This window comes from Halorubrum shenae (assembly GCF_051194165.1).
Lineage (GTDB): Archaea > Halobacteriota > Halobacteria > Halobacteriales > Haloferacaceae > Halorubrum.
Map to the genome: position 1 here is coordinate 97,862 of NZ_JBLZNI010000002.1, position 21,545 is coordinate 119,406.

24 protein-coding genes are annotated in these 21,545 nt (G+C 68.6%); 21 read left to right on the forward strand and 3 right to left on the reverse strand.

The genetic code is table 11. The features are described 5' to 3' along the window. Positions 1-37 precede the first annotated feature (37 nt). The 19 genes from ACNS88_RS03270 (at position 38) to ACNS88_RS03360 (ending at position 17,026) form a co-directional block, all read left to right on the forward strand. Positions 38-1,306 (forward strand): monovalent cation/H+ antiporter subunit E, encoded by a 1,269-nt coding sequence (locus tag ACNS88_RS03270; RefSeq protein WP_435093865.1) that lies wholly within the window; start codon positions 38-40, stop codon positions 1,304-1,306. Further along, positions 1,303-1,608 (forward strand): cation:proton antiporter, encoded by a 306-nt coding sequence (locus tag ACNS88_RS03275; RefSeq protein WP_435093867.1) that lies wholly within the window; start codon positions 1,303-1,305, stop codon positions 1,606-1,608. The genes ACNS88_RS03270 and ACNS88_RS03275 overlap by 4 nt, the downstream gene beginning before the upstream one ends. Continuing rightward, positions 1,608-1,934: a monovalent cation/H(+) antiporter subunit G gene (mnhG, locus tag ACNS88_RS03280; protein ID WP_435093869.1), complete on the forward strand. Its 327-nt coding sequence runs from the start codon at positions 1,608-1,610 to the stop codon at positions 1,932-1,934. The genes ACNS88_RS03275 and mnhG overlap by 1 nt, the downstream gene beginning before the upstream one ends. After that, positions 1,931-2,506 (forward strand): DUF4040 domain-containing protein, encoded by a 576-nt coding sequence (locus ACNS88_RS03285; RefSeq protein ID WP_435093871.1) that lies wholly within the window; start codon positions 1,931-1,933, stop codon positions 2,504-2,506. Before mnhG ends, ACNS88_RS03285 begins: the two co-directional genes overlap by 4 nt. Next, entirely contained in the window at positions 2,503-3,210 is a 708-nt protein-coding gene (locus tag ACNS88_RS03290; RefSeq protein ID WP_435093873.1) for an MnhB domain-containing protein, read from the forward strand. Before ACNS88_RS03285 ends, ACNS88_RS03290 begins: the two co-directional genes overlap by 4 nt. Then, positions 3,207-3,713 (forward strand): cation:proton antiporter subunit C, encoded by a 507-nt coding sequence (locus ACNS88_RS03295; RefSeq protein WP_435093875.1) that lies wholly within the window; start codon positions 3,207-3,209, stop codon positions 3,711-3,713. The genes ACNS88_RS03290 and ACNS88_RS03295 overlap by 4 nt, the downstream gene beginning before the upstream one ends. Then, positions 3,706-5,313, forward strand: a complete 1,608-nt coding sequence (locus tag ACNS88_RS03300) for a proton-conducting transporter transmembrane domain-containing protein (RefSeq protein ID WP_435093877.1) — start codon at positions 3,706-3,708, stop codon at positions 5,311-5,313. The genes ACNS88_RS03295 and ACNS88_RS03300 overlap by 8 nt, the downstream gene beginning before the upstream one ends. Then, positions 5,310-7,529, forward strand: coding sequence for a cation:proton antiporter (locus tag ACNS88_RS03305; protein ID WP_435093879.1), 2,220 nt, complete (start codon positions 5,310-5,312; stop codon positions 7,527-7,529). Before ACNS88_RS03300 ends, ACNS88_RS03305 begins: the two co-directional genes overlap by 4 nt. Next, entirely contained in the window at positions 7,526-9,313 is a 1,788-nt protein-coding gene (locus ACNS88_RS03310; RefSeq protein WP_435093881.1) for a Na(+)/H(+) antiporter subunit D, read from the forward strand. Before ACNS88_RS03305 ends, ACNS88_RS03310 begins: the two co-directional genes overlap by 4 nt. A 135-nt stretch (positions 9,314-9,448) precedes the next feature. Then, positions 9,449-10,918, forward strand: coding sequence for a CRTAC1 family protein (locus tag ACNS88_RS03315; protein ID WP_435093883.1), 1,470 nt, complete (start codon positions 9,449-9,451; stop codon positions 10,916-10,918). A 67-nt stretch (positions 10,919-10,985) separates the two neighbouring features. Further along, positions 10,986-11,186, forward strand: a complete 201-nt coding sequence (locus ACNS88_RS03320; protein ID WP_435093885.1) for a DUF7576 family protein — start codon at positions 10,986-10,988, stop codon at positions 11,184-11,186. A gap of 79 nt (positions 11,187-11,265) precedes the next feature. Further along, complete coding sequence (locus ACNS88_RS03325; protein ID WP_435093887.1) at positions 11,266-11,991, forward strand: ribosome assembly factor SBDS; 726 nt, start codon at positions 11,266-11,268, stop codon at positions 11,989-11,991. Positions 11,992-12,082: 91 nt separating this feature from the next. After that, positions 12,083-12,577, forward strand: a complete 495-nt coding sequence (locus ACNS88_RS03330) for an aminoacyl-tRNA deacylase (protein WP_435093889.1) — start codon at positions 12,083-12,085, stop codon at positions 12,575-12,577. 125 nt (positions 12,578-12,702) lie between these two features. Beyond that, entirely contained in the window at positions 12,703-13,683 is a 981-nt protein-coding gene (locus ACNS88_RS03335) for a metal ABC transporter substrate-binding protein (protein WP_435093891.1), read from the forward strand. 94 nt (positions 13,684-13,777) lie between these two features. After that, on the forward strand, positions 13,778-14,518 hold the full coding sequence (locus tag ACNS88_RS03340) for a metal ABC transporter ATP-binding protein (RefSeq protein WP_435093893.1): 741 nt from the start codon (positions 13,778-13,780) through the stop codon (positions 14,516-14,518). After that, entirely contained in the window at positions 14,518-15,573 is a 1,056-nt protein-coding gene (locus ACNS88_RS03345) for a metal ABC transporter permease (protein ID WP_435093895.1), read from the forward strand. Before ACNS88_RS03340 ends, ACNS88_RS03345 begins: the two co-directional genes overlap by 1 nt. Before the next feature lie 103 nt (positions 15,574-15,676). After that, positions 15,677-15,961 (forward strand): DUF7545 family protein, encoded by a 285-nt coding sequence (locus tag ACNS88_RS03350; protein ID WP_435093897.1) that lies wholly within the window; start codon positions 15,677-15,679, stop codon positions 15,959-15,961. Between the two features lie 88 nt (positions 15,962-16,049). Then, positions 16,050-16,484 (forward strand): thiol-disulfide oxidoreductase DCC family protein, encoded by a 435-nt coding sequence (locus ACNS88_RS03355; RefSeq protein ID WP_435093899.1) that lies wholly within the window; start codon positions 16,050-16,052, stop codon positions 16,482-16,484. Next, the gene (locus tag ACNS88_RS03360) at positions 16,481-17,026 is read left to right on the forward strand and encodes a GIY-YIG nuclease family protein (RefSeq protein ID WP_435093901.1); all 546 of its coding nucleotides are present in this window, start codon (positions 16,481-16,483) and stop codon (positions 17,024-17,026) included. Before ACNS88_RS03355 ends, ACNS88_RS03360 begins: the two co-directional genes overlap by 4 nt. A gap of 26 nt (positions 17,027-17,052) precedes the next feature. Here ACNS88_RS03360 and ACNS88_RS03365 read toward each other — a convergent pair whose 3' ends face one another. From ACNS88_RS03365 to ACNS88_RS03375, 3 genes are all read right to left on the reverse strand, one after another. Then, a complete protein-coding gene (locus tag ACNS88_RS03365) occupies positions 17,053-17,535 on the reverse strand; it encodes an acyl-CoA thioesterase (protein ID WP_435093903.1) in 483 nt (160 codons plus the stop codon). Between the two features lie 66 nt (positions 17,536-17,601). Further along, positions 17,602-18,054, reverse strand: a complete 453-nt coding sequence (locus ACNS88_RS03370) for a bifunctional nuclease family protein (protein WP_435093905.1) — start codon at positions 18,052-18,054, stop codon at positions 17,602-17,604. Positions 18,055-18,144: 90 nt separating this feature from the next. Beyond that, complete coding sequence (locus tag ACNS88_RS03375) at positions 18,145-18,852, reverse strand: ArsR/SmtB family transcription factor (RefSeq protein WP_435093907.1); 708 nt, start codon at positions 18,850-18,852, stop codon at positions 18,145-18,147. Between the two features lie 108 nt (positions 18,853-18,960). Between ACNS88_RS03375 and ACNS88_RS03380 the strand changes: the two genes are divergently transcribed. Both ACNS88_RS03380 and ACNS88_RS03385 read left to right on the forward strand, forming a co-directional pair. Continuing rightward, positions 18,961-20,787 (forward strand): TraB/GumN family protein, encoded by a 1,827-nt coding sequence (locus ACNS88_RS03380; RefSeq protein WP_435093909.1) that lies wholly within the window; start codon positions 18,961-18,963, stop codon positions 20,785-20,787. A gap of 25 nt (positions 20,788-20,812) precedes the next feature. Further along, on the forward strand, positions 20,813-21,481 hold the full coding sequence (locus ACNS88_RS03385; protein ID WP_435093911.1) for a metalloprotease: 669 nt from the start codon (positions 20,813-20,815) through the stop codon (positions 21,479-21,481). Positions 21,482-21,545: the final 64 nt, after the last annotated feature.

The following is a 21,545-nucleotide window of genomic DNA, read 5'->3' on the forward strand; positions in this document are numbered from 1 at the left end:
GAGACGGCGAGACCCGGTTCCGTCGGAGGTGTAGTAGGTGGCTGACACCGACGCCGATCGCGGTACCGCCGACAGCGAGGCCGCCGGCAGCGAGGCGGGCACCCCCGAGAACACCGGCGAGTCCTCGCCCGCTCCGGCCGGGGGGCTCGTTGTGCCCGTCGAACCGACACCGACTCTGCGAGCGACGGTCGCACACGCTGTCGAGGCCGCGGCCGACGACGGCTTCTCGACGATCCACCTCGTGGAGATCGCGTCGTGGCGCAACGGCGACCCCGGAAGCGACGATCGGGCGTCGTCAGCCGAGCGTGTCCTTGAACGCGCTGAGGCGTGGGCGAACTCCGACCTCGACGACCTCGACGGAGAGCGCCCGCCGATAACAGTCGTGACGGAGGTCATCGGCGCCGACGAGTACCTGTTCGGACCGGACGACTACGTCCGGGTGCTTGCCGCCTATGCAGAGACGCACGGCGCCGACGCGGTCCTTCTCGATCCGGAGTACACGCCCGTCGGAAACACCACCCTGCTGCAGCCGCTGGAGTTCGCGCTGTCGGGCACCTCGCTGACCGTCAAGACGGCGCCGGTGACGCGACCGACGCGGCGAGAGCGGCTCCGGAGCGAGGCGACCGGAAAGCGGTTCGTCGCGATGTTCGGGGTGTCGCTCGCGTTCTACCTCGTGCTCGGCGACCCGCTCTACTGGTTCGACTGGGTGACCGGCCTCGCGACGGCGGCGATCGTCTCGATCACCCTCTCTCGCGTCAGTATCGACACTGAACCGACAGTCCGGCGGACGCCGATGCGAATCCTCCGCGGCGTGATCTACGTCCCCGTCCTCCTTTTCGAGATCATCAAGGCCAACATCGATGTCGCCCGCGTGATACTCGACCCGCGACTCCCGATCGAGCCGACGATGAACCGGATGCGCGTGATCGTCGGCAGCGGGCTCCCGCTGATGACGCTCGCGAACTCGATCACGCTGACGCCGGGGACGCTGACGGTTCGCGCCCGCGACAGCGATCTGTACGTCCACTCGCTCATCCCGTCTGCCCGCGACGGGCTCTTCGACGGCTCCCTCGAGCGCTGGACGCGGTTCGTCTACTACGGACGGGCGTCCGCACGACTCCCGTCTCCCCGTGAGCGCGACGACTGCGCGATCTTGCAGGGGCCCGACGCGACCGAGGAGCTACCGATCGCCGCCGCCGACGGCGGAGCGACTCCGGTTGGTGGCGATGACTCGCCGACAGAATCGGGCGACGAGGATACCGAGACCCGCGAAGCCCACGAGACGACGGAGGTGAGCGACGAGTGAGCCTCGTCGACACCGCGCTCGTCGCCGGCTACACGGTCGGCGACTTCCTGCTCCTCGCGGCCGCGGGATTCACCGTGCTCGCGATCGGGATGCTCTACCGGGCCGTGAAGGGTCCGACGATGCAAGACCGAGTGCTCGCGGTGAACGTCCTCGGGACGAACACCGTCGTGATCCTCGCCATCCTGAGCGCCGCGCTCTCCGAGCCGACGTTCCTCGATATCGCCTTAGTGTACGCGCTGTTGAACTTCCTGATGGCGATCGCCATCTCGAAGTTCACCGTCGAGCGGGGTGGTGTGCTGTGATGGAGGCCCTCGGAACTGCCCGCGTGGCGCTCGTCGTCGTCTTCACGCTGCTCGGACTGTTCTTCTCGTTCGTCTCGATGACGGGCGTGCTCCGGCTCCCGGACGTGTACTCCCGGGCACACACCGCCTCGCAGGCGGACACGCTCGGCGCCGGCTTCGGACTGGCCGCGGTCGCGCTCGCGATCGGGTTGGAGGCGGCCGGAGTCAAGAGCGTGCTCCTGCTGTTTTTCATCTTCGTGACGAACCCGACGGCGGCCCACGCGATCGCTCGGGCCGCCTTCGAGGAAGGCACCGTGCCGTGGACTGAGGGGGACGAGCGCCGATGACGGTCCCCGCTCCCGTCTCCCAGGTCGTCGCCCAAGTCACCGCGATCGAGGCGAGTCTGCTCGCGTTCGTCGTGCTCACGGCGCTCGCCACCGCGTTCGCTCGCGACGTGCTCGCTGCGGTCATCGTCTTCGGGGCGTACAGCCTCGGGATGGCCGCGCTGTACACGTTCTACCGCGCGCCCGACGTGGCGCTGACGGAGGCAGCGATCTCCGCCGGCGTGACGACCGTTCTCCTGCTGTTGACGCTCGCGAAGACGACCCGGCTCGACCACGACGCCGTCTTCGAGTCGGTGAACTTCCCCGCTGCGGGCGCCGCCGGAATTTTGTTCGCCGGGTTGCTTCTCACCATGGGTGATATCCCGGCGATCGGCTCGCCGGACGCACCGATCTGGTCGAACCCGGACGTGACGCAGTGGTACCTCGCGGAGTCGTACGCACAGACTCACGTCGAGAACACCGTGATGGCCGTGCTGGCGGCGTTCCGCGGGTTCGACACCTTCGGCGAGGCGGTCGTCGTCTTCGCCGGGGGGATCGCGGCGCTGATCGTGCTCCACCGGGAGGTGTTCACATGACCGACACCGTCGACGACGCCGACATGACCGACGCAGGTACCGATTCGACCGGAGACAGCGAGGCGAACGTGCCCTCCGACGCCCCGACAGACGGACGGGACGACGCCGACTCCGAGCGTCCCCCGCACCGCGCCGCCTCTCGGTCGGGACGGCTCGACGCCGAGAAGCGACGGAGGCACCCCTTCACCGAGAGTCAGGTAATCATGCCGACCGTGAAGGTGGTGACGCCGTTCGCGTTCACCTACGGGCTCTTCATCACCTTCCACGGGAGCGGCTCCCCGGGAGGGGGGTTCCAGGGCGGGGCGATCATGGCCGCCGTGGTGTTCATGATCGCGTTCGCGTTCGGTATCGAGGCGACGCGCGACTGGCTCGCGAACACCGTCGTCGTCGCGCTCGCGGTCGGCGGCGCGCTCGCGTTCGCCGGCATCGGGCTCGTCCCGGTCGCGCTCGGCGGGGCGTTCCTCCAGTACGACCTCCTCCCGATCCCGATCCTCGATCCCGTCAAGTACGGGATGGAAGGCGTGGAGATCGTCGGGATCGCGCCCATCGTGAGCGGCGTGCTCATGGGGCTCTTCTTCCTGCTTGCAGGAGGATTCAACTCCGACGGAGACGGGTTCGGAAACGGCGCCCTCGATGATGACGGGTCGATCGACGAGCGGGGCTCCCTCGAAGAGGACGCGGCCGACACCGGAGGTGACCGATGACGAGCGCGCTCATCGCCGCGATCGGCTCTGCTTCCGGTCTCGCCTCCGCCCTCGCGTCCGGGACCGCGACCACCGCTGCGCTCGACGTATTGGCGACGAGGCACTCGTACGTCGCGTTCGCGCTGCTGTTGTGTATCGGGCTCTACATGATGATCGCTAACCCCCACCTCGTGAAGAAGATTATCGGCCTCAACCTGTTCCAGACGGCGATATTCCTGCTGTTCATCACCTCGGCGTACGTCGAAGGCGGCGCGATCCCGATCGTTCCCGAGGGCGCGGCCGAGACGGGGACGTTCGTCAGCCCCCTCCCGCACGTGATCGTGCTCACTGCCATCGTCGTCGGTGTGAGCCTCACTGCGGTGGGGCTCGCGCTCTGTATCCGTATCTACGACGAGTACGGGACGCTCCGCACCGACGTGCTCCGAGACCTGTTGCGCGATGAGGGATCGCTGCCGGAGCGCCCGGCGGTTGGCGGACGCGACGGGGGTGAGGCCGATGAGTGACGTGCTCCTGCCGGTCGCCATCGCCCTCCCGCTCGTCGCGGCGACGCTTCCGCTCGCGCTCGGGCTGAAGTACGAGAGCGCGGGCTGGCCGGTGGCGGCGGTCGCGACGACCGCCCTTGCCGGCCTCGCGGCGACGATCGGGATCGAAGTGGCCCGGAACGGTGCGCTCTCGCACGCGCTTGGGACCTACCAGCCGCCGGTCGGGATCGAGCTGGTGGCCGACGAGCTGTCGGTCGCGGTACTCGGCTTAGTCGCCGCCGTCTCGCTGGCAACGCTCGTGTTCGCACGGGTGGCCGGTCCGCGGGGCAACTCGTTTTACAGCGGCTACCTCCTCTTGGTCGGCGGGCTCACCGGGCTCGTGCTCACGGGCGACCTGTTCAACATGTTCGTGTTCTTGGAGATCGTCGGGATCTCGACGTACGCGCTCATCGCGGCCGACCGGTCCGGGGCGAGCGCGTACGCCTCGCTGAAGTACCTCGTCGTGGGGACGGTCGGCGCCTCGCTGTACCTGCTCGGCGTCGGCTACGCCTTCCTCGCGACGGGGACGCTGAACATGATCGATATGCAGGTGCAGATCGTCGAGCAGGCGAGCTACGCCGACCCGCTGATCCGGGCGAGCTACGCGCTGATCGTCGCTGGGCTCGGACTGAAAATCGCCGTGTTCCCGGTCCACGCGTGGCAGCCGGACGCGTACCAGCGCGCGCCGGACGCGGTGACGACGATCGTCGCGGCGCTCGTGTCGACCGTGAGCGCGTACGCGCTGATTCGGGTCTCGTACACCGTCTTCACCGTCGACTTCCTCGCGGCCAACGACGCGATCACGACGGGTATGCTGATCGTCGCCGGCGCGTCCATCCTCGCGGGCTCCGCGCTCGCGGCGATGCAGTCCGACCTCAAGCGGATGTTCGCGTACTCCTCGGTCGCCCAGTTCGGGATGATCGTCGCCGCGGTCGCACTGGCGAACGAGACCGCGCTGCTCGGCGGGATCGTTCACCTCATCGGCCACGGGCTGTTAAAGTTCGGGCTGTTCCTCGGGATCGGCCTGTTGGCGCTCGGCTACGGTGCCCGGGAACTCGACGAGCTCGCAAGTGCGGCCCGGTCCGCACCCTACACGAGCGGAGCGATCGTCCTGCTCGGGCTCGGCCTCGTCGGGATCCCGCCGTCGATCGGCTTCCTCGGGAAGTGGTACATCGGCGTCGGCGCGGTCGAGTCGAGCATGGGAGGCGGTGACCCCGCCGGAATCGGGATCGCGGCCGTGATCTTCATCAGCACGCTGTTCACCCTCTCGTACGTCGCACGGGTGATAGAGCAGTTCTACTTCGCCGGCGTCGGGCTCTCGGACGGTCACGCCGGGGGAGACCACGGCGTCGCGGCCGACGGTGGCCGCGAGTCTGAATCCGCGGATGACGCCGATGCTGCCGCCAACGGCCCCCTCGTGCCCGTCGACGACGCGCCCCAGTCGCGGTTCGTCCCGGACCGCGTCCCCCCAGCGTCGCTCACGGTCTTGATCTTCGCGGCGCTGACGACGATCGCGCTCGGCTTCGCCGGCTACGCGCTGTTCGAGTGGTTCGATCCGTTCCTCACGGAGGTGTTCGCATGATAGACGCTCCAATCACCGATCTACGACCCCTACTGGCGGTTCTCGTCTCGTTCGTCGCGGCGTTCTTCATCGTCGCGTCGTACCGTTCCCCGAACGTCCGCGAGGGCTGGACGATCGCGGCCGCGATCGCGAAGTTCGCCATCGTCGCCTCGATGCTCCCGGCCGTCCTCGACGGCGCAGTGTTCGAGACCTCGCTCGGGGCGTTCCTGCCCGGCGGCATCGAGTTCGTGCTGCGCGCGGACGCGCTGGGAATGTTGTTCGCGTTCCTCGCGAGCGGCCTGTGGATCGTCACCTCCTTTTATAGCATCGGCTACATGCGCGGCAACGACGAGACGAACCAGACCCGGTACTTCGCCGCGTTCGCGGTGTCGCTGTCGGCGACGATGGGGATCGCGTTCGCGGGAAATCTCGTGACGATCTTCGTCTTCTACGAGATTCTCTCGATCGCGACGTACCCGCTCGTCGCCCACGACGAGACCGACGAGGCCCGCGCGGCCGGCCGGAAGTACCTCGCGTACACGATGTTCGGCGGCGGCGTCCTCGTGCTCGCCGGAACCGCCCTCGTCTACCTCATCGCCGGCAACGTCTCGTTCACGGCGGGCGGCATCGAGGAGCTCGCCAACGCTGACCCCGGGCTCGCGATGCTCGCGTTCTTCCTCTTGGCGATCGGGTTCGGCGTCAAGGCCGGCATCATGCCGTTACACCAGTGGCTCCCCGAGGCGATGGTGGCGCCGACGCCCGTCTCCGGGCTGCTCCACGCGGTCGCGGTCGTCAAGTCCGGCGCGTTCGGGGTCTCGCGGGTCGTCCTCGACGTGTTCGGCCCGGAACTGGTCTTCGACCTCTCGCTTCCCTTCGGCTTCTCGGCCGGGCTCGTCCTCTCGACCATCGGCGCGATCACGCTGACCGCAGCCTCCATCATCGCGTTACGAAAGGACCACCTGAAACAGCGGCTCGCCTACTCGACGGTGAGCCAGCTGAGCTACATCATCCTCGGGCTCGGGCTGTTCGGCTGGTACGGGCTCGTCGGCGCGCTGTTGCACATCCCGGCGCACGCGTTCATGAAGCTCACCCTGTTCTTCTGTGCGGGGAACCTCCACGTCTCGACGCACACCGACTACATCTCCGAGATGGCGGGGATCGGGAAACGGATGCCCCTGACGATGGGGGCGTTTACCGTCGCCTCGCTCGGGATGGCGGGGATCCCGCTTCTCGCCGGCTTCGTGAGCAAGTACTACATGCTGATCGGCGGGATCCGGATGGGCGCCGAGCTGACCCCGGTCGCCTACTACCTCGTCGGGGCGCTGCTGCTCTCGGGCGTCCTCAACATCGCGTACTTCTGGCCGGTGATCTACACCGCCTTCTTCGAGGCCGAAGACGCCCACGACGCGAAGCCGCTCGTCGACTTCCGGATGGGCGGGGAGTCGCGGTCGACGTTGCCGGCGACCGGTGGGGGCCGCGCAGGTGACGACGCGGCGACCGATGGGGGCCGCGCAGGTGACGACGGTGGCCACGCAGGCGACGACGAAAACGACGAAAACGATGATACCGCTGACGACGAGTCCGACATCGACGAGGTCGTCGAGCGCGCCGAAGGCGATTCGGCGGTCGACGCCGGGGACGCGGCTCCCGCGGGCGACGACGCCGAACTCCCCGACGACTCCGAGATCCCCGACGCGGAGATGGACGACCTCCCGACCGACGAGGAGGGCGTGGTCCGCCCGGACTTCAACACGAGCGATCGCGACTTCTCCGAGCCCGCAGAGCGCGTCGACACCGGCGACTACGCGGTCGACTCGAGCCCCTCGGACGCAGACGTGCCGTTCGGCGTGGGGCGCGGCGGCGATGCCGTCGAACCGGGTCATGCTGGCGGCGTCGACGCCGGCCGCGCTGGCGACGGGGACGACGACCACCGCGATGGGGGCCACGGAGACAGCCACGAGGGCGGTCACGGAAACGACCGCGACCACGAAGACGACCACGACCACCACGACGACCACGATGACCACGCCGGCGGCCCGCCCGTGGGCGGCTGGCGCCACATCGACGGGCTCGACGCCCTCCGCGGGCGCGAGTCGACGTGGTTCACGCTCGCTCCGATCCTCACCGCGATGAGCCTCGCGGTGTTGCTCGGCGTGATCCCCTACGAGATGGGCTTCCTGGAGCTGATCGAGCTCATCGTCGACACGCGGCTTCCCGAGGAGGTGATGCGGCCATGAACGCGGTCCTCACCTCGCTCCCGCCGTACGTCGTGCTCGCGGCGGCGGCGTTCCTCGTACTCGGGCTCCCGCGCCGCGCCGGGCACGCGGCGGCCGCGCTGGCGACGGCGTTCACCTTCGCGCAGGCGGTGCTGTTGGCTGACGGCGGCACGGGCGCACACGTCGCGACGCAGCTGTTCGGCTTCGACGTGGTCCTGTTCAACGTCGACCAGTTCTCACTGCTGATGGGCGTCGTCGTCGGCTTCCTCGCGACCGCGGCGGTGCTGTACGCGTACGGCACCGAGGCACCGAAGTGGGTGACCGCGTTCGCGATGGTGTACGTCTCCTCGACGCTGGGGACCATCTACGCCGGCGACTGGCTCACCCTGATCTTCTTCTGGGAGCTGATGGCCGTCACCTCGACGCTGCTGGTGTGGCAGTACGGCGGGGCCGCGGTGCGGGCCGGCTACCGCTACGCGCTGTTCCACGGGATCGGCGGGACGTTCCTGCTCGGAGCGGTCGTCGTCCACGGCGCGTCGATGCTCGGCACCGTGCCGGCCGCCGAGATATTCCTGTTCTCGTCGACGGTCGGAATCCACGCCTCCGCGACGCTGCTCGCGGCGATCGGGATCGGCGTCAACTGCGGGTTTATCTTCCTGCACACGTGGCTGCCGGACACCTACCCGCGCCCGCACGTCGCGGCGTCGGTGTTCCTCTCTGTGTTCACGACGAAGACCGCAGTGTACGTGATGTATCGCGCGTTCCCCGAGGGCGGCATGTGGCTCGCGTACCTCGGCGGGTTCATGGCGGTCTATGGCGCGTTCTTCGCGCTGTTACAGTACGACCCGCGCCGCCTGCTGTCGTACCACATCCAGGCGCAGGTCGGCTACATGCTGGCCGGGCTCGGGCTCGCGACCTACGTGGGCGAGTTCGCCGTGACCGGCGGGTTCGCGCACCTGTTCAACAACGTCCTCTACAAGAGCCTGCTGTTCATGGCGGTCGGCGTCGTGATCTACCGGACCGGCGTGGAGGACATCAGGGACATGGGCGGGCTCTGGCGGGTGATGCCGGTCACCTTCCTGCTGTACCTCGTCGGCGCGGCGTCGATTACGGCCGTTCCGGGGTTCAACGGGTTCATCTCGAAGGGGATGGTGATCGACTCGGCCCACGAGGTCCACAACTTCGAGCTGCTGTTCGGTGAGGGGCTGCTCTGGTGGCTCCTCATCCTCGGCGGCGTGGGGACGTTCATGTCGTTCATCAAGCTCGGCTACTACATGTTCTTCCACGGCTCGGCGACGCTGTCGCCGAAGGACGCGACGACGTTCCAGACGGCCGGGATGGTGCTCGCTGGCGGTGCCTGCGTCTTCTTCGGGACGCCGCTCACCTACAGCTACCTCGTCGAGCTGATGCCGTTCACGGCCGATGTCGCGCCGGAGCTCCACCCCTACAGCACGAGCCACCTGACCGAGAGCGCCGCGCTGCTCGTGACCGGCTTCGTCGGCTTCTTCGCGCTGAAGCGCCCGCTCGGCTGGCTCGCCCACCGGATGCCGGACGCGGACGCCGTGACGTACCCCGCGGCGTTTTACCTCGCTCGCGGGTCGATCTGGGGCGTCACCGAGCTGTGGGCCGCCGTCGACCGCGCGGTAATGCGTACGATCGCGGCCGCCGAGTGGACCGGGATGCACCCGCGAGAGGCGCTCTCGCGCGTGGGAATCGACATCGAGATTCGGACCGGGATCGGTCGGAGCGTCCTCTTCTTGACGCTCGCCGCCGGCGTCGCGCTGTTCGTGTTTATCCTCGGCTAGCGCGACACGGAGCGAGGCTGTTTATAAGCGGCCGGCAGCGCTCCGCCATCGCTCGCCTTCGACCGCGAGTAGACTTATAAAACCGCGACCGAGCGGACCCGTGAGTTCTTATCCCCCGAGCGGTGACGGACGGCCATGTTCACGGAGCGGTCCGAACTCGTTGCGGACGACGACCCGGTTCGGGGCTACGGCGTCGCGGTGACGCCGGGCCGGGAGGGGCCGCTCGTGTTCGTCGCTGGCTACGGCGAGCCGAACCGGCTGTACGCCCGCGACGGCGACCGATTCGTCGACACGGCCTGTGGTATCGTCGCCGACGGGACCAGACACGGGATGGGTGTGTGCGCGGCCGACCTCGACGCCGACGGCTGCGAAGAGGTGTACGTCCACAACTGCGCCAAAGGCGTCGACGGCGGCGGTGACCCGGACCTCCTTTTAAATAGGCTCGAGTCCGAGCGCTACCGCTGGACCGACCTGTTCGCGCTCGACGTGAACGCGGACCGGCTCGACGTGCGCGCCGGGCGGTCGGTCGCCGCGCTCGACCGGCTCGGAACCGGGCGCTACGGGGTCGCCGTCTCCGGCTACGCGGCCCCGCTCGCCTTTTACGAGATCGGCGACGACGGTGAGATCACCGACATGGCCGACGCGGTCGGGCTGGAGGTCGACGGCGGGTGTCGGTCGCTGCTCGCGGTCCCACACTGCTCGGGCGAAGGCGACCTGTTTGCCGGCGTCGAGCGGGGCCCGAACCGGCTGTTCCGGAACGAGGGCGGCCACTACGACCGCGCCGACGGCAGCGCAGCGCTCTCAGATCCGGCCGGTGACACGCGCGGAGCCGCGCTCGTCGACGAGGGGGACCGGTTCGCGTTCGCGGTCGGCAACGAGGGGGGACCGAACCGCCTCCTCCGCCAATCGCGCGACGGCCGGTTCGCCGATGCGGCTCCGCCCGCGCTCCGCGACACGGGCCGCGTTCGAACGGTCGTCGCCGCCGACTTCGACAACGACGGCCGCGAGGAGCTGTTCTTCAACGCCTCGGGAGAGCCGAACCGACTCTTCGCTCGGGAGGGCGAGCGCGACACCGACGACGCGTGCTGGCAGCGTATCGACCCCGGACCTGCTGCCGAGCCGGACGGATTCGGGACCGGCGCGGTCGCGGCCGACATCGACGGCGACGGCGTCCTCGAACTGATCGTCGTCCACGGCGAGGTCGCGGGTCAGCCGATCTCGGTATATAAGGACCCGAATGCGACGGTCGAGGGGTGGGTTCGTATCCGACCGACGACGCGCCACGGGGCACCGGCGCGGGGGGCAGTGATCCGACTCGAGACGGCCGACGGCGACCAGCGACGCACCGTCGACGCCGGCGGCGGCTGCCTCTGTCAGACGGAGCCGGTGGCGCACTTCGGGCTCGGCGGCGCGACCCCGATTCGGGCGGACGTCCGGTGGCCGGACGGCCGCGAGCGGACCCTGACCGACCTGGCGGCGAACACCGAGATCTCGGTCGAACACCCCTCACAGACCCCGGCGTCGACCGGGACGCGACGGGGGCACGGTCAGGCCGACGGCGGGCGGCGAACGGTGGGGAGCGACGGCCGTCACGTCAGTCGATGAGCCCGAGCCGCTCGGCTAGAACTGCCGCCCTTCGCGGGTTCAAGTGTCCGGAGGCGTACGGACGGGTATGGTAGATCCGACATCTGACCTCGAGGAGGACGTCGACGAGGAGTCCGCGCCGCGCTGTGTCACCTGTGGAGAGCCGGCGCTGGGAACCGGTCGACGGACGGTGACGTGGGTCGACGGCGAAGACGCGGTGCATCGACAGTTCTGTTCGCAGTCCTGTCGAGACGAGTGGACGGACGAGCGCCCGTCGGCCGGGAGATGAGTTGCGACCCGTGGCGGGGCAGTCCGACTCGCGGCACGTCGCGGGAGGCTTTTTCACGATAGGGGTGGTAGCGGGAGGTATGATATCGCTCGACGAGGCCGTGACGGCCCGACTGGAGTCGCACGGCGAACGGTTCGAGGTGCTGATCGATCCCGACGCCGCGCTCGCGATGAAACGCGGCGAGTTCGAGGGTGACCTGGAGGACGTAATCGCCGCAGAGGACGTGTTCGAGAACGCGTCTCGCGGCGATCGCCCGGCCGAGGAAGACCTGGAGACGGTGTTCGAAACGACAGACCCCCTGTCGATCATCCCCCAAATCGTCGAGCGCGGGGAGATCCAGATCACCGCCGAGCAGCGCGAGGAGATGATGGAACGCAAGCACAACCAGCTCGTCACCACCATCACGCGCAACGCGGTGAACCCGCAGATGGACGACTCGCCGCACCCGCCGGAGCGCATCGAGCGAGCGCTGGAAGAGGCGGGCTTTCAGATCGACCCGATGGAGCCGGTCGAGAACCAGGTCGACGACGCGCTCGAGGCGCTCCGCCCCGTCATCCCGATCCGCTTCGAGGAGGTGACGATGGCGGTTCAGCTCCCCTCCGACTACGCGGGCTCCGGGCAGGCCCAGATACGGGAGTTCGGTGACCTCGAACGCGAGGAGTGGCAGAACGACGGCTCGTGGGTGGGCGTGCTCACCTTCCCCGCCGGACTCCAGAACGACCTGTACGACCTCGTCAACGAGGTCACGTCCGGCGAGGGCGACGCTCGCGTGATCAAGGACAAAGACGAACTGCGGACGCGGTGACGCGGCGGGAGGGTTCGGTCCTCACTTTTCGACCGACTCGGATAGTACCGCATTCGAGGGGTTGATGTCGGATCCGCTCTCGGGTGTCTCCATGCACGAGCGCGTGACGGAGTTCGCGGAGCGGGCGCGAGACCAACACGGCGTCGATCTCGACGTGTCGGAGTTCGACGCGGGGACGGAGACGGCGGCCGCGGCTGCCGACGCTGTCGGCTGTGACACCGCGGCGATCGCCTCCACCATCGTGGTGTCGCTCTCGGGCGAGGTGGGTGAAGACAACGAGAAGCGACTCGTCGCAGCGATCACGAGCGGCGCGAACCGACTCGACTTGGATGCGGTCGCGGCGCACTTCGGCGCCAGATCGGCCGCGATGGCGGACCCGAAGCGGATTCGCGAGGTCGTCGGCTGGAGTATCGGCGGCGTGCCCCCGATCTGCCACGACACCGCGATCCCGACCGTCTTCGATCCGACGCTCACGGAGTACGACACCGTCTACGGCGCGGCGGGGACGCCCAGTGCGGTGTTCGCGATCGACCCGGAGACGCTCGCAGATCTCGCCGACGCGTCTGTCGTCGACCTCACGGAATGATCGCTGACGCCGGCCTGCGATTCCGACCGTCGAGTTGGTAACCGTCGACGCTCTCGACGGTCGAGTTATTAATTTAGAGTTGTGAAATAACAACCTTTTTCTGTTAATCCGCGGTAGCGATCGCTATGACTCACTCACGACGATCGCTGCTGCGGCGCGGGGCCGGACTCGCAGTGGCTGGAGCAACGGCGTCGCTGGCCGGGTGCTCGGACGGAACGGCCGGCGGTTCCGGCGAGTTCGACGCCGGCTACGCCGCCTTCTTCACCCTCACCGACTGGGCGAATCAGGTCGCCGGCGACCACGCGACTTTCGAAGACCCGGTCGACGTGGGACGGCTCGGTCACGGCTGGACGCCGGACGGGAACCTCGCCGCGAACGTCGCCTCCACGGACGCGTTCGTTTACCTCGATAGCCCGGAGTTCTCGTGGGCGCAGGATCTGGCCGCGACGCTCGAGGACGACTACGACACGGTCGCCGTGATCGACGGGCTCGCCGGGTTGGAAGACGACCTGCTCGAGTGGGACCACGGGAACCAGGAGGGGGAGGAAGACGGCCACGACGACGAGGGACGGTACGACCCCCACGTCTGGGTCGATCCGGTGCTTGCCGCCGACGTCGTCGACACGATCGCGGCGGGACTCGCCGAGGCGGACCCGGACAACGCCGACGACTACGCCGACAACGCGGCCGCGTACGCCGAGGAGCTCGAGGAAGTCGACGCCGCCTTCCGGTCGATCGCCGACAACGCCGCGCGCGACGTGGCGGTCATGGCGGGGCACAATTCCTTCCAGTATACGGAGGCGCGCTACGGGTTCCGGCTCCACTCGCCCGTCGGCGTCTCGCCGCAGAACGAGCCGACGCAAGGCGAGATCGCCGACACGATCGAACTCGTGAATTCGGAGGGGATCGACGCGGTGTTGTACGACCGCTTCGAGTCGTCTCGGCTCGCGGAGTCGATCGTCGAGAACAGCACTGCCAGCGAGGCGGTCCCGGTCTCGTCCGCCGGGGGGACGACCCGCGAGTGGAACGACGCGGGGTACGGGTACCTCGAACAGATGACCGAGATCAACGTTCCCGCCTTTCAGCGGGCGTTCGACGTACAGTGAGCAGTGCGGGCGACGAGTCGCCGCCGGAATCGCGGCGGGGCGACGACGGACTAAAAGAGCTAAACGTGCGGGCGAACCAAGTGAGGTACATCCAGTGACCGCAACTGTCGATCTCGACGGCGTGACGTTCGCCTACGGCGACACCGTCGCCGTGAGCGACGTCTCTCTGACGGTCGAGGAGGGCGATTTCCTCGGGCTCGTCGGCCCGAACGGCTCCGGGAAGACGACCCTGCTCCACCTCATGCTCGGGCTCCACGAGCCCGACGAGGGGTCCGTCGAGCTGTTCGGCCGCCCGGTCGACGAGTTCGACGACGGGGGGCGGATCGGCTACGTCTCACAGAAGGCGACGAGTCGGGGCGGCGCGATGCCGGTCACCGTCCGCGAGTGCGTCACCATGGGCCGGTTCGCGCACGCCGGTCGCGGGCGGCTCTCGAAAGCCGACCGCGCCGCGGTCGCCGACGCGATCGAGACGGTCGGCATCGGCGACCTCGCCGACCGCCTCGTCTCGGAGCTGTCCGGCGGGCAGAAACAGCGGGCGTACATCGCTCGGGCGCTCGCGAGCGACGCGGACCTGCTCGCGCTCGACGAGCCGACGGTCGGCGTCGACGCCGAGTCGCGCGACGCCTTCTACGCCCTCCTCGACGAGCTGAACGACGACGGGATCACGGTCATCCTCATCGAACACGACATCGGCGTCGTCACCGACCGGGCGAACCACATCGCCTGTATCAACACCGAGCTGTACCACCACGGGGACACCGAGTCGTTCGTCGAGAGCGACGCCCTCGCTGAGGCGTACGGCACGGCCGGACAGGTCGTCCACCACCACCACTGATGAGCGGGGACCCAGCCGCCGCCGACCGAGATCGGTCTCGACCCGACCGCGGGCTCCGCCGGACAGCAGAGCTCATCGGGATCGGGGCAACGGGCGTCGTCGCTGTCGTCATGCTCGGGTTCGTCCTGCTCTACTGGGCGCAGGACCTCCCGGTAGCGAGCGAGCTGTACGCCGCGTTCCGCTCGCTCGGGCGGGGGATGGACGCCGCATTCGGCACGAACGTGTTCCGACACCCGATCATGTGGCAGTCGATGGCGGTCGGCGTGCTCGTCGGCGTCGTCGCCCCGCTCGTCGGCTCCTTCCTCGTCCACCGCGAGATGGCGCTGATCGGCGAGACGCTCGCACACACCGCCTTTGCCGGCGTCGCGATCGGCATCCTCGTCACGTCCGCGACCGGGTGGAACGGCTCGCTGCTGCTCGTCGCGCTCGTCGTGGGTATCCTCGGCGCGCTCGTGGTCCAGTGGCTCACCGAGCGCACCGACGCCTACGGCGACGTGCCGATCGCGATCATGCTCAGCGGAAGCTTCGCGGTCGGGACGTTGATCATCAGCTACGGCGACGGGCTCACCGGGGTCAACATCCGGGGATACCTGTTCGGAAACCTCGCCGTCGTCACGCCGCAGGGGGCGCGTCTGATGGGCGCGCTCTCCCTGATAGTCGTCGCCGGCGTGGCGCTGACGTACAAACAGCTCCTCTTCATCACCTTCGACGAGCAGGCCGCGCGGGTCGCACAGCTCAACGTCACCGGCTACAACACCCTGCTCGTGGTGTTGACCGCGGTCGTCGTCGTCGGCGCGATGCAGGTGCTCGGCGTCATCCTCGTCGCCGCGATGCTCGTCGTCCCGGTCGCGGCCGCCTCCCAGATGGCTCGGAGCTTCCGCGAGACGATGTACCTCGCGGTGATCTTCGGACAGCTATCGGTGATCGGCGGCTTCGCCGTCTCGATCGGCTTCGGGCTCCCCTCCGGGGGGTCGATCGTCATCACGGCCATCGCCGTCTACCTCGTGACCATCGTCGGCTCCGGCTTCTCCGTGAAGGCGATCTCGGCGCACTGAAAAGGGCGCGTCCGGCGCACGAGTGAGGACGAACCGCGACCGCTCGCAGGGAAACCGCGACCGCTTTCCACAGACCCTTATGTACCGGTCCCGATCCGAACGTATGGGAGATACCGAGACCTACACGGTCACCGACCCCAACGGCAACGAGGAGTCGTTCGAACTGCCCGCCGGCCTCGTCGACGTGCTCAGCCAGCAGGGCGAGGAGCCGACACGCGTCGTCAGCGACGTAGTGGTGCAGGCGATGGCCCAGCAGGCGCACGTCATCGCCCACCACAGCGAGGGCGAGGTGCCCGACGACATCGAGGAGATGAACGACACCGCCGCGGAGCTGTTCGAGGAGCGCTTCGGGCAGTCGCTCGAAGACGCGCTCGGTCACTCGCACTGATCGGGCAGCCGCGTTCGACGCGCCGCCCTTTTTATACTGTACCGGCTTCGGCCGGCACCTTAAGCCGACAGAACACGTACTTTCAGGTATGGATACCGACCCGGATGCGCCGGTGCTGATCTTCGACGGCGACTGCCCGTACTGCTCGGTCGCGGCCGTCGCGCTCCGGCGGCTGGAGGGCGTCGAAGCGGTCCCGTGGGAGGCCGAGCCCGTGGGGCCGTTCCTCGACGCGCAGTTCGGCTCCCGCCCGTTCGCGATGGTGTTCGTCGACCCGGACGAGCGACGGGTGTACGCCGGCCGCTCGGCGGCTCAGGAGCTGGCCGAACGCGCCGGCACTCCGGGGATTGTCGGCGGCCTCGTTCGCGACAACTACGACCGGATCGCCGGCGTCGTCGGAGCGCTATCGGGCCGCGGTCGCGACCCAGCCGACGTTCACGAGACGTATCGGCTCACCGACGACGCGAGCGACCTCGTCGACGACCTCCGCCCGGCGGCGAGCGAGCGACCGGAGGCGCTGTCGTGAACGAGAGCGGAAACAAAGGAGATTCGGCGGACTCAGACGGCGGCACCTACACCCTCCTCATCGACCTCGCGTCGCCAGCGACGGTCGAGGTCGGCGCGCTCGGGGTCCAACAGTTCGATCCCGGCGTCTACGCCTACACGGGCAGCGCGCTCGGCAGCGGAGGGTTCTCTCGCGTCGACCGTCACCGCCGGACCGCCGGGAATGAACACGACGTGCGCCACTGGCACGTCGACCACCTGCTCGGCCACCCCGACGCCCGGATCGACCGCGTCGTTCGGAGCGTCGGCGCCGACGTGGAGTGCGCGGTCGCGACTCGACTCCCGGCGGGCCCGGTCGACGGCTTCGGGGCGTCCGACTGCGACTGTGAAAGTCACCTCTCGGCGGGTGCCGACGCCGACACCGACACCGACGCCGACGCCGCTGCCGACTTCGCCGCGCGGGTCCGCGAGGCACACGAGTCCGCGGTCGTGGGCACCGACGGTCGGGTCGACGTGGCCCGCGGATCGGCGGAAGCGGTCGACGACGCCAGCGCGACTCGGTGAGCCGTCGAGAACGATCGTCTCGTCGCCTACAGATCGTACCGTTCGGCCACGCTTCGGAGCTGTTCGCGTCGCCCCTCGACCGCGTCGTCGCGAAGCGCCTCCTCCTCCTCGGTGGGCGCAGTTAGATCTGGAACGCTCGCCGGGGCCCCTTCCTCGTCGAGCGCGACGAACGTGAAGTAAGAGGTCGTCGTCCGCCGGCGCTCGTCGGTTCGGGGATTCTCCGCGCTGACGTGGACCTTCACGTCGAGACTCGTGGTCCCCACGTTGAACACGTATCCCTCTATCACGGCGACCTCGCCCATCTCGATGGGCGAGATGAAGTCGACGTGGTCCATCGAGGCGGTGACGACCTGTCGGTTCGAAAAGCGCATCCCGGCGATGGCCCCGCAGATGTCCATCCAGTGGAGGACCGCGCCCCCGAGCGCTCGCCCGAGGTTGTTCGTGTCGTTCGGCAACAGCAGTTCGGTCATCTCGGTGTACGACTCCGCGACCGTCGCCGTCTCGTCCATGCGGTCGGTGAGACGGCGTGCGACTTGAAGCTCTTGACCGGCGGCGGACCGTGGGCAGCGCGGGCGTCAGGCTCCCTCTTGCGTTCCGTCGTCGAACCGGACTGAGTCCTGTGAACGGCCCGCCTCGTCGATCACTTCGTCGGAGACGACGATCGGGCAGTCGATCCGGACGGCGAGCGCGAGCGCGTCGGACGGACGCGCGTCGAAGACGAACTGTTCCGGTTCGCCGTCCTCGTACCGCTCGGCGTCGACCTTCGCGTAGAAGGTGCCGTCTCGGAGGTCATCGACCCGGACGCGGTCGATCGCGCCGCCGAACTCGGTGAGAATCTCGACGAGGAGGTCGTGCGTCAGCGGTCGGTCGAACGGTTCGCCCTCCAGCGCCATCCCGATCGACTGCGCCTGATCGGTGCTGACGAATATCGGGACGTACTCGTCGCGCGCGGAGAGGATGACCGCCGGCACGTCGCCGCCGGGTGCGGAGCCCGCTCCGACTCCCACCACTTCGGCTTCGTATTCCATATCGGAGTGTGGCGACGGCGATATGAATAGCTGTCCCACGCGAGCGAGGTCGAAGGCGGCCAGGACCGTTCTCTGACGGCGCACACTCCGTTAGCGGTCGCCCCAGTACCAGTACGCCCAGCCGACCGTGAACACGAGCGCGGCGCCGAGGAAGAAGACGACCCCGGGTTCCAGCAGCGAGACGGCGTACTCCGCCAGCGGGTCGACGACGTACTCGACGGTGCCGTCGATCTCGCCGCCTCCGCCACCGCCATCGACATCCGGGGCCGTCTCGATGGAGGGGCCGTCTGCCGCGTCTTCGGTTGCGGCGTCGCCGCCGGCACCCCCGCCCGTACTCTCCGACACGCGGGCGGTCGGTCCCGTCACGGAGAGGACCTGTTGGGCTGCAACCGCCGCCAGCCCGATGATCCCGTAGCCGCCGAGCAGTCGCATCAGGGCCGACTTGATCCCGTGCGACTCCTCCGACCCCCCGGCGAACAGCACGAGCGGCTCGTCCGCGGCCGCGTACACGTCCATCTCCCGGCCCTTCTCGGAGTATGTCGTGTCGACGACGTCGACGAGGTCGGCGGCGTCGAGCTTCGAGAGGTGATACTGGACGTTCTGGAGCGAGGTGTCGACGGCGTCGGCGAGCTCCGATTTCGTCGCCGGCCGGTCGTGGAGCCGCGTGAGGATCTCTCGCGCCGTCTCGGAGCCGAGGGCGGCGATGAGCTTGTCTGCGTCGTCGTCGTCGACGCCGACCACCCGGGGTTCTCTGTCCTCGGGGGTTGCGTCGGGGAGGGAGGGCAACAGCCGCGACATACACGCCCACTCTGCCCCGTGAGGATACAAATTTGTTGGATCGTCGAGGGGCGACGCGCGCTCACCGACTCACAAACCCTAAACGCGGCGACGGAGTACGTCGTGGCAATGACAGAGACGCCAGGGGGATCCGACGGCGGGTCCCCGCCCCCGACGGCGAGCGACCCGGTGCCGACGGCGAGCAACCCGGCGCCGACGGCGAGCGACTCGGGGTCGACCAGCGGCGAGGGTGCCCCTGCGAGCGGCGCGGTCGGAGCGCCTCCCGGCGACTCCGGCTCGGTGACCGTGGTCGGCACCGCGCACGTCTCCAAGCAGTCGGTCGACGAGGTCGAGGAGACGATCGAGCGCGAGCGCCCTGACGTGGTCGCCGTCGAACTCGACGAGGGGCGGTACCGCCAGATGAACGGCGAGGGTCCAGACGATCTGGACGCGAGCGACCTACTTCGGGGCAACACCGTCTTCCAGTTCCTCGCGTACTGGATGCTGTCGTACGTCCAGACCCAGCTCGGCGACCGCTTCGACATCGAGCCCGGCGCCGACATGCGCGCTGCAATCGACGTCGCCGAGGGGCTCGGTATCGACGTGGCGTTAGTCGATCGAGACATCCAGACGACGATCCAGCGCTTCTGGGCCCGGATGACGATCACCGAGAAGCTGCGGATGGTGGGCGGGCTGGCGTTCGGCGTCACCGACTCTCGGGTCGTCGGCGTGTTAATCGGGTTGTTCGTCGGAATTCTCGCCGGTCCGGTGATCGGGCTGTTCGGCGGGAGCGTCGGCGTCACCGACGCCCTGTTGACGAGCGTCACCGGCGGTGTGATCGCCGCGGTCGCGGTCGCGATCGCCGTCGATCAGGTCGGTAAGGCCGCGCTCTCGCCCGACGGACGCCTCTACGCCGCGGCGGGACTCGGTGTCACAGCCGGAATCGCCGCTGCCGCAGTCGGCGCGCTCGACGGGCTCGTCGCGACGTACCTCGGCGGGTTCGCCGTGACGGCGATCGGGAGCCTCGGGCTCGGGATCTCGCTCGGCCTGACGCTCGGGGTGGTCGCGTCGCTCGCGATGAGCGTCGTGGGGCGGGGGAGCGACGAGCCCGAACACGGTGGGATCGAGGAGCTGGGAATGGAGGACCTGACCGACACCGACGTGGTGACGATGATGATGGAGGAGTTCCGCCAGTTCTCCCCGGGCGGCGCGGAGGCGCTCATCGACGAGCGCGACGCCTTCATCGCCCACCGACTCGTCGCCCTCCGCGAGTCCGGGTACAACGTGGTCGCCGTCGTCGGCGCGGGCCACCGTGCGGGGATCGAAGGCTACCTCGCAGAGCCCGCGTCGCTCCCGCCGATGGAGGACCTCGTCGGGAAGGAGCGCGGGCGCGGGCTCCCGTGGAAGAAGGCGATCGGCTACGCGATCACCGTCGGGTTCGTGGGCTTTTTCGTCCTGCTCGCGCTCGCCGGCGTGGAGAACGCGTTCCTGTTCCGGCTGTTCGGGGCGTGGTTCCTGATCAACGGCGTGTTCGCGTTCGCGTTCGCGAAGCTCGCCGGCGCGCGCTGGACCTCCGCCGGGGTTGGCGGGGCGGTCGCGTGGATGACGTCGATCAACCCGGTGCTCGCGCCCGGCTGGTTCACCGGCTACGTCGAGCTCCGGCATCTCACCGTGAACGTCGGCGATATCGGGCAGCTCAACGAACTGCTTTCCGACGAGACGCAGTCGCCCTCACAGCTGGTCTCCGCGATGCTCGACGTGCCCTTGTTCAAGCTCATCGTCGTGGTCGCGATGACGAACATCGGCAGCATCGTCGCGAGCTTCCTGTTCGCGGTGTATGTCATCCCCGCGATGTTCGGCGACGTGGGCGGCGTCGACGAGGTGAGTCGGCTGATGATCGAGGGGGCACGCACCGGCGCGGAGCTGATCCGGAGCGCGGTCACGGGTGGGGCATGACTCGGTACGGTAGCGGGGTGAGCGCATGAGCGGAGCCCTTCAGGGCCGTCGGATCGCCGGGCTCTACTTCAGCGGGACCGAGATCCGCGACCTGCTGGTCGCGTGGCTCGCGCTCGGCGTCGCGTTCACGTTCTTCTTCGTGAACGGCACTGCCGGCTTCGATCGGCTGCTCGCGGCCGGCGTCGTCCCGCCGCTACTGGTCGGACTGCTCACTGCGGGCGTCGCGTTCCTCCTCCACGAAATCGCCCACAAGGTCGTCGCGGTCCACTACGACCAAGTCGCCGAGTTCCGCGCGGACAACGGCATGCTGTTTTTGGCCGTGATGAGCTCGCTCCTCGGGTTCATTTTCGCCGCGCCCGGCGCGGTCCACCACCGCGGCCGGCTGACGCCCCGCGAGCACGGCCATATCGCGCTGGCCGGACCGGTCGTCAACCTCCTGCTCACGCTCGTGTTCCTGCCGGCGCTCCTGCTCGGCCCGGTCGTCGGGAGCCCCGTACTCACCCTGATCGGCGAACGCGGGATCGCGATCAACGTCTTCCTCGCGGCGTTCAACCTGATCCCGTACGGCCCCCTCGACGGGAAGACCGTGATGGGATGGAGCAAGGGCGTATGGGCCGCCAGCTTCGTCCTCTCCGCGCTGCTCACGGTCGGGCTCGTGTTCGTCGGCAGACTCGGCTTCGGCGGGCCGTTCTGAGGCCGAGGGGGGTAGAACCCTCCGCCCCGTTGACCGCCTCCGCCGGAACGGTGCGCTTTTGCTC

What these genes read in the sequence shown, in the direction of transcription:
- ACNS88_RS03345 (WP_435093895.1), top strand. Translation starts at nt 14,518, where the DNA reads ATGAGCGGGGACCCAGCCGCCGCCGACCGAGATCGGTCTCGACCCGAC.
- ACNS88_RS03375 (WP_435093907.1), bottom strand. Translation starts at nt 18,852, where the DNA reads ATGTCGCGGCTGTTGCCCTCCCTCCCCGACGCAACCCCCGAGGACAGA.
- ACNS88_RS03380 (WP_435093909.1), top strand. Translation starts at nt 18,961, where the DNA reads ATGACAGAGACGCCAGGGGGATCCGACGGCGGGTCCCCGCCCCCGACG.
- ACNS88_RS03335 (WP_435093891.1), top strand. Translation starts at nt 12,703, where the DNA reads ATGACTCACTCACGACGATCGCTGCTGCGGCGCGGGGCCGGACTCGCA.
- ACNS88_RS03305 (WP_435093879.1), top strand. Translation starts at nt 5,310, where the DNA reads ATGATAGACGCTCCAATCACCGATCTACGACCCCTACTGGCGGTTCTC.
- ACNS88_RS03295 (WP_435093875.1), top strand. Translation starts at nt 3,207, where the DNA reads ATGACGAGCGCGCTCATCGCCGCGATCGGCTCTGCTTCCGGTCTCGCC.
- mnhG (WP_435093869.1), top strand. Translation starts at nt 1,608, where the DNA reads ATGGAGGCCCTCGGAACTGCCCGCGTGGCGCTCGTCGTCGTCTTCACG.
- ACNS88_RS03370 (WP_435093905.1), bottom strand. Translation starts at nt 18,054, where the DNA reads ATGGAATACGAAGCCGAAGTGGTGGGAGTCGGAGCGGGCTCCGCACCC.
- ACNS88_RS03310 (WP_435093881.1), top strand. Translation starts at nt 7,526, where the DNA reads ATGAACGCGGTCCTCACCTCGCTCCCGCCGTACGTCGTGCTCGCGGCG.
- ACNS88_RS03385 (WP_435093911.1), top strand. Translation starts at nt 20,813, where the DNA reads ATGAGCGGAGCCCTTCAGGGCCGTCGGATCGCCGGGCTCTACTTCAGC.
- ACNS88_RS03325 (WP_435093887.1), top strand. Translation starts at nt 11,266, where the DNA reads ATGATATCGCTCGACGAGGCCGTGACGGCCCGACTGGAGTCGCACGGC.
- ACNS88_RS03365 (WP_435093903.1), bottom strand. Translation starts at nt 17,535, where the DNA reads ATGGACGAGACGGCGACGGTCGCGGAGTCGTACACCGAGATGACCGAA.
- ACNS88_RS03300 (WP_435093877.1), top strand. Translation starts at nt 3,706, where the DNA reads ATGAGTGACGTGCTCCTGCCGGTCGCCATCGCCCTCCCGCTCGTCGCG.
- ACNS88_RS03350 (WP_435093897.1), top strand. Translation starts at nt 15,677, where the DNA reads ATGGGAGATACCGAGACCTACACGGTCACCGACCCCAACGGCAACGAG.
- ACNS88_RS03315 (WP_435093883.1), top strand. Translation starts at nt 9,449, where the DNA reads ATGTTCACGGAGCGGTCCGAACTCGTTGCGGACGACGACCCGGTTCGG.
- ACNS88_RS03330 (WP_435093889.1), top strand. Translation starts at nt 12,083, where the DNA reads ATGCACGAGCGCGTGACGGAGTTCGCGGAGCGGGCGCGAGACCAACAC.
- ACNS88_RS03355 (WP_435093899.1), top strand. Translation starts at nt 16,050, where the DNA reads ATGGATACCGACCCGGATGCGCCGGTGCTGATCTTCGACGGCGACTGC.
- ACNS88_RS03320 (WP_435093885.1), top strand. Translation starts at nt 10,986, where the DNA reads ATGGTAGATCCGACATCTGACCTCGAGGAGGACGTCGACGAGGAGTCC.
- ACNS88_RS03285 (WP_435093871.1), top strand. Translation starts at nt 1,931, where the DNA reads ATGACGGTCCCCGCTCCCGTCTCCCAGGTCGTCGCCCAAGTCACCGCG.
- ACNS88_RS03290 (WP_435093873.1), top strand. Translation starts at nt 2,503, where the DNA reads ATGACCGACACCGTCGACGACGCCGACATGACCGACGCAGGTACCGAT.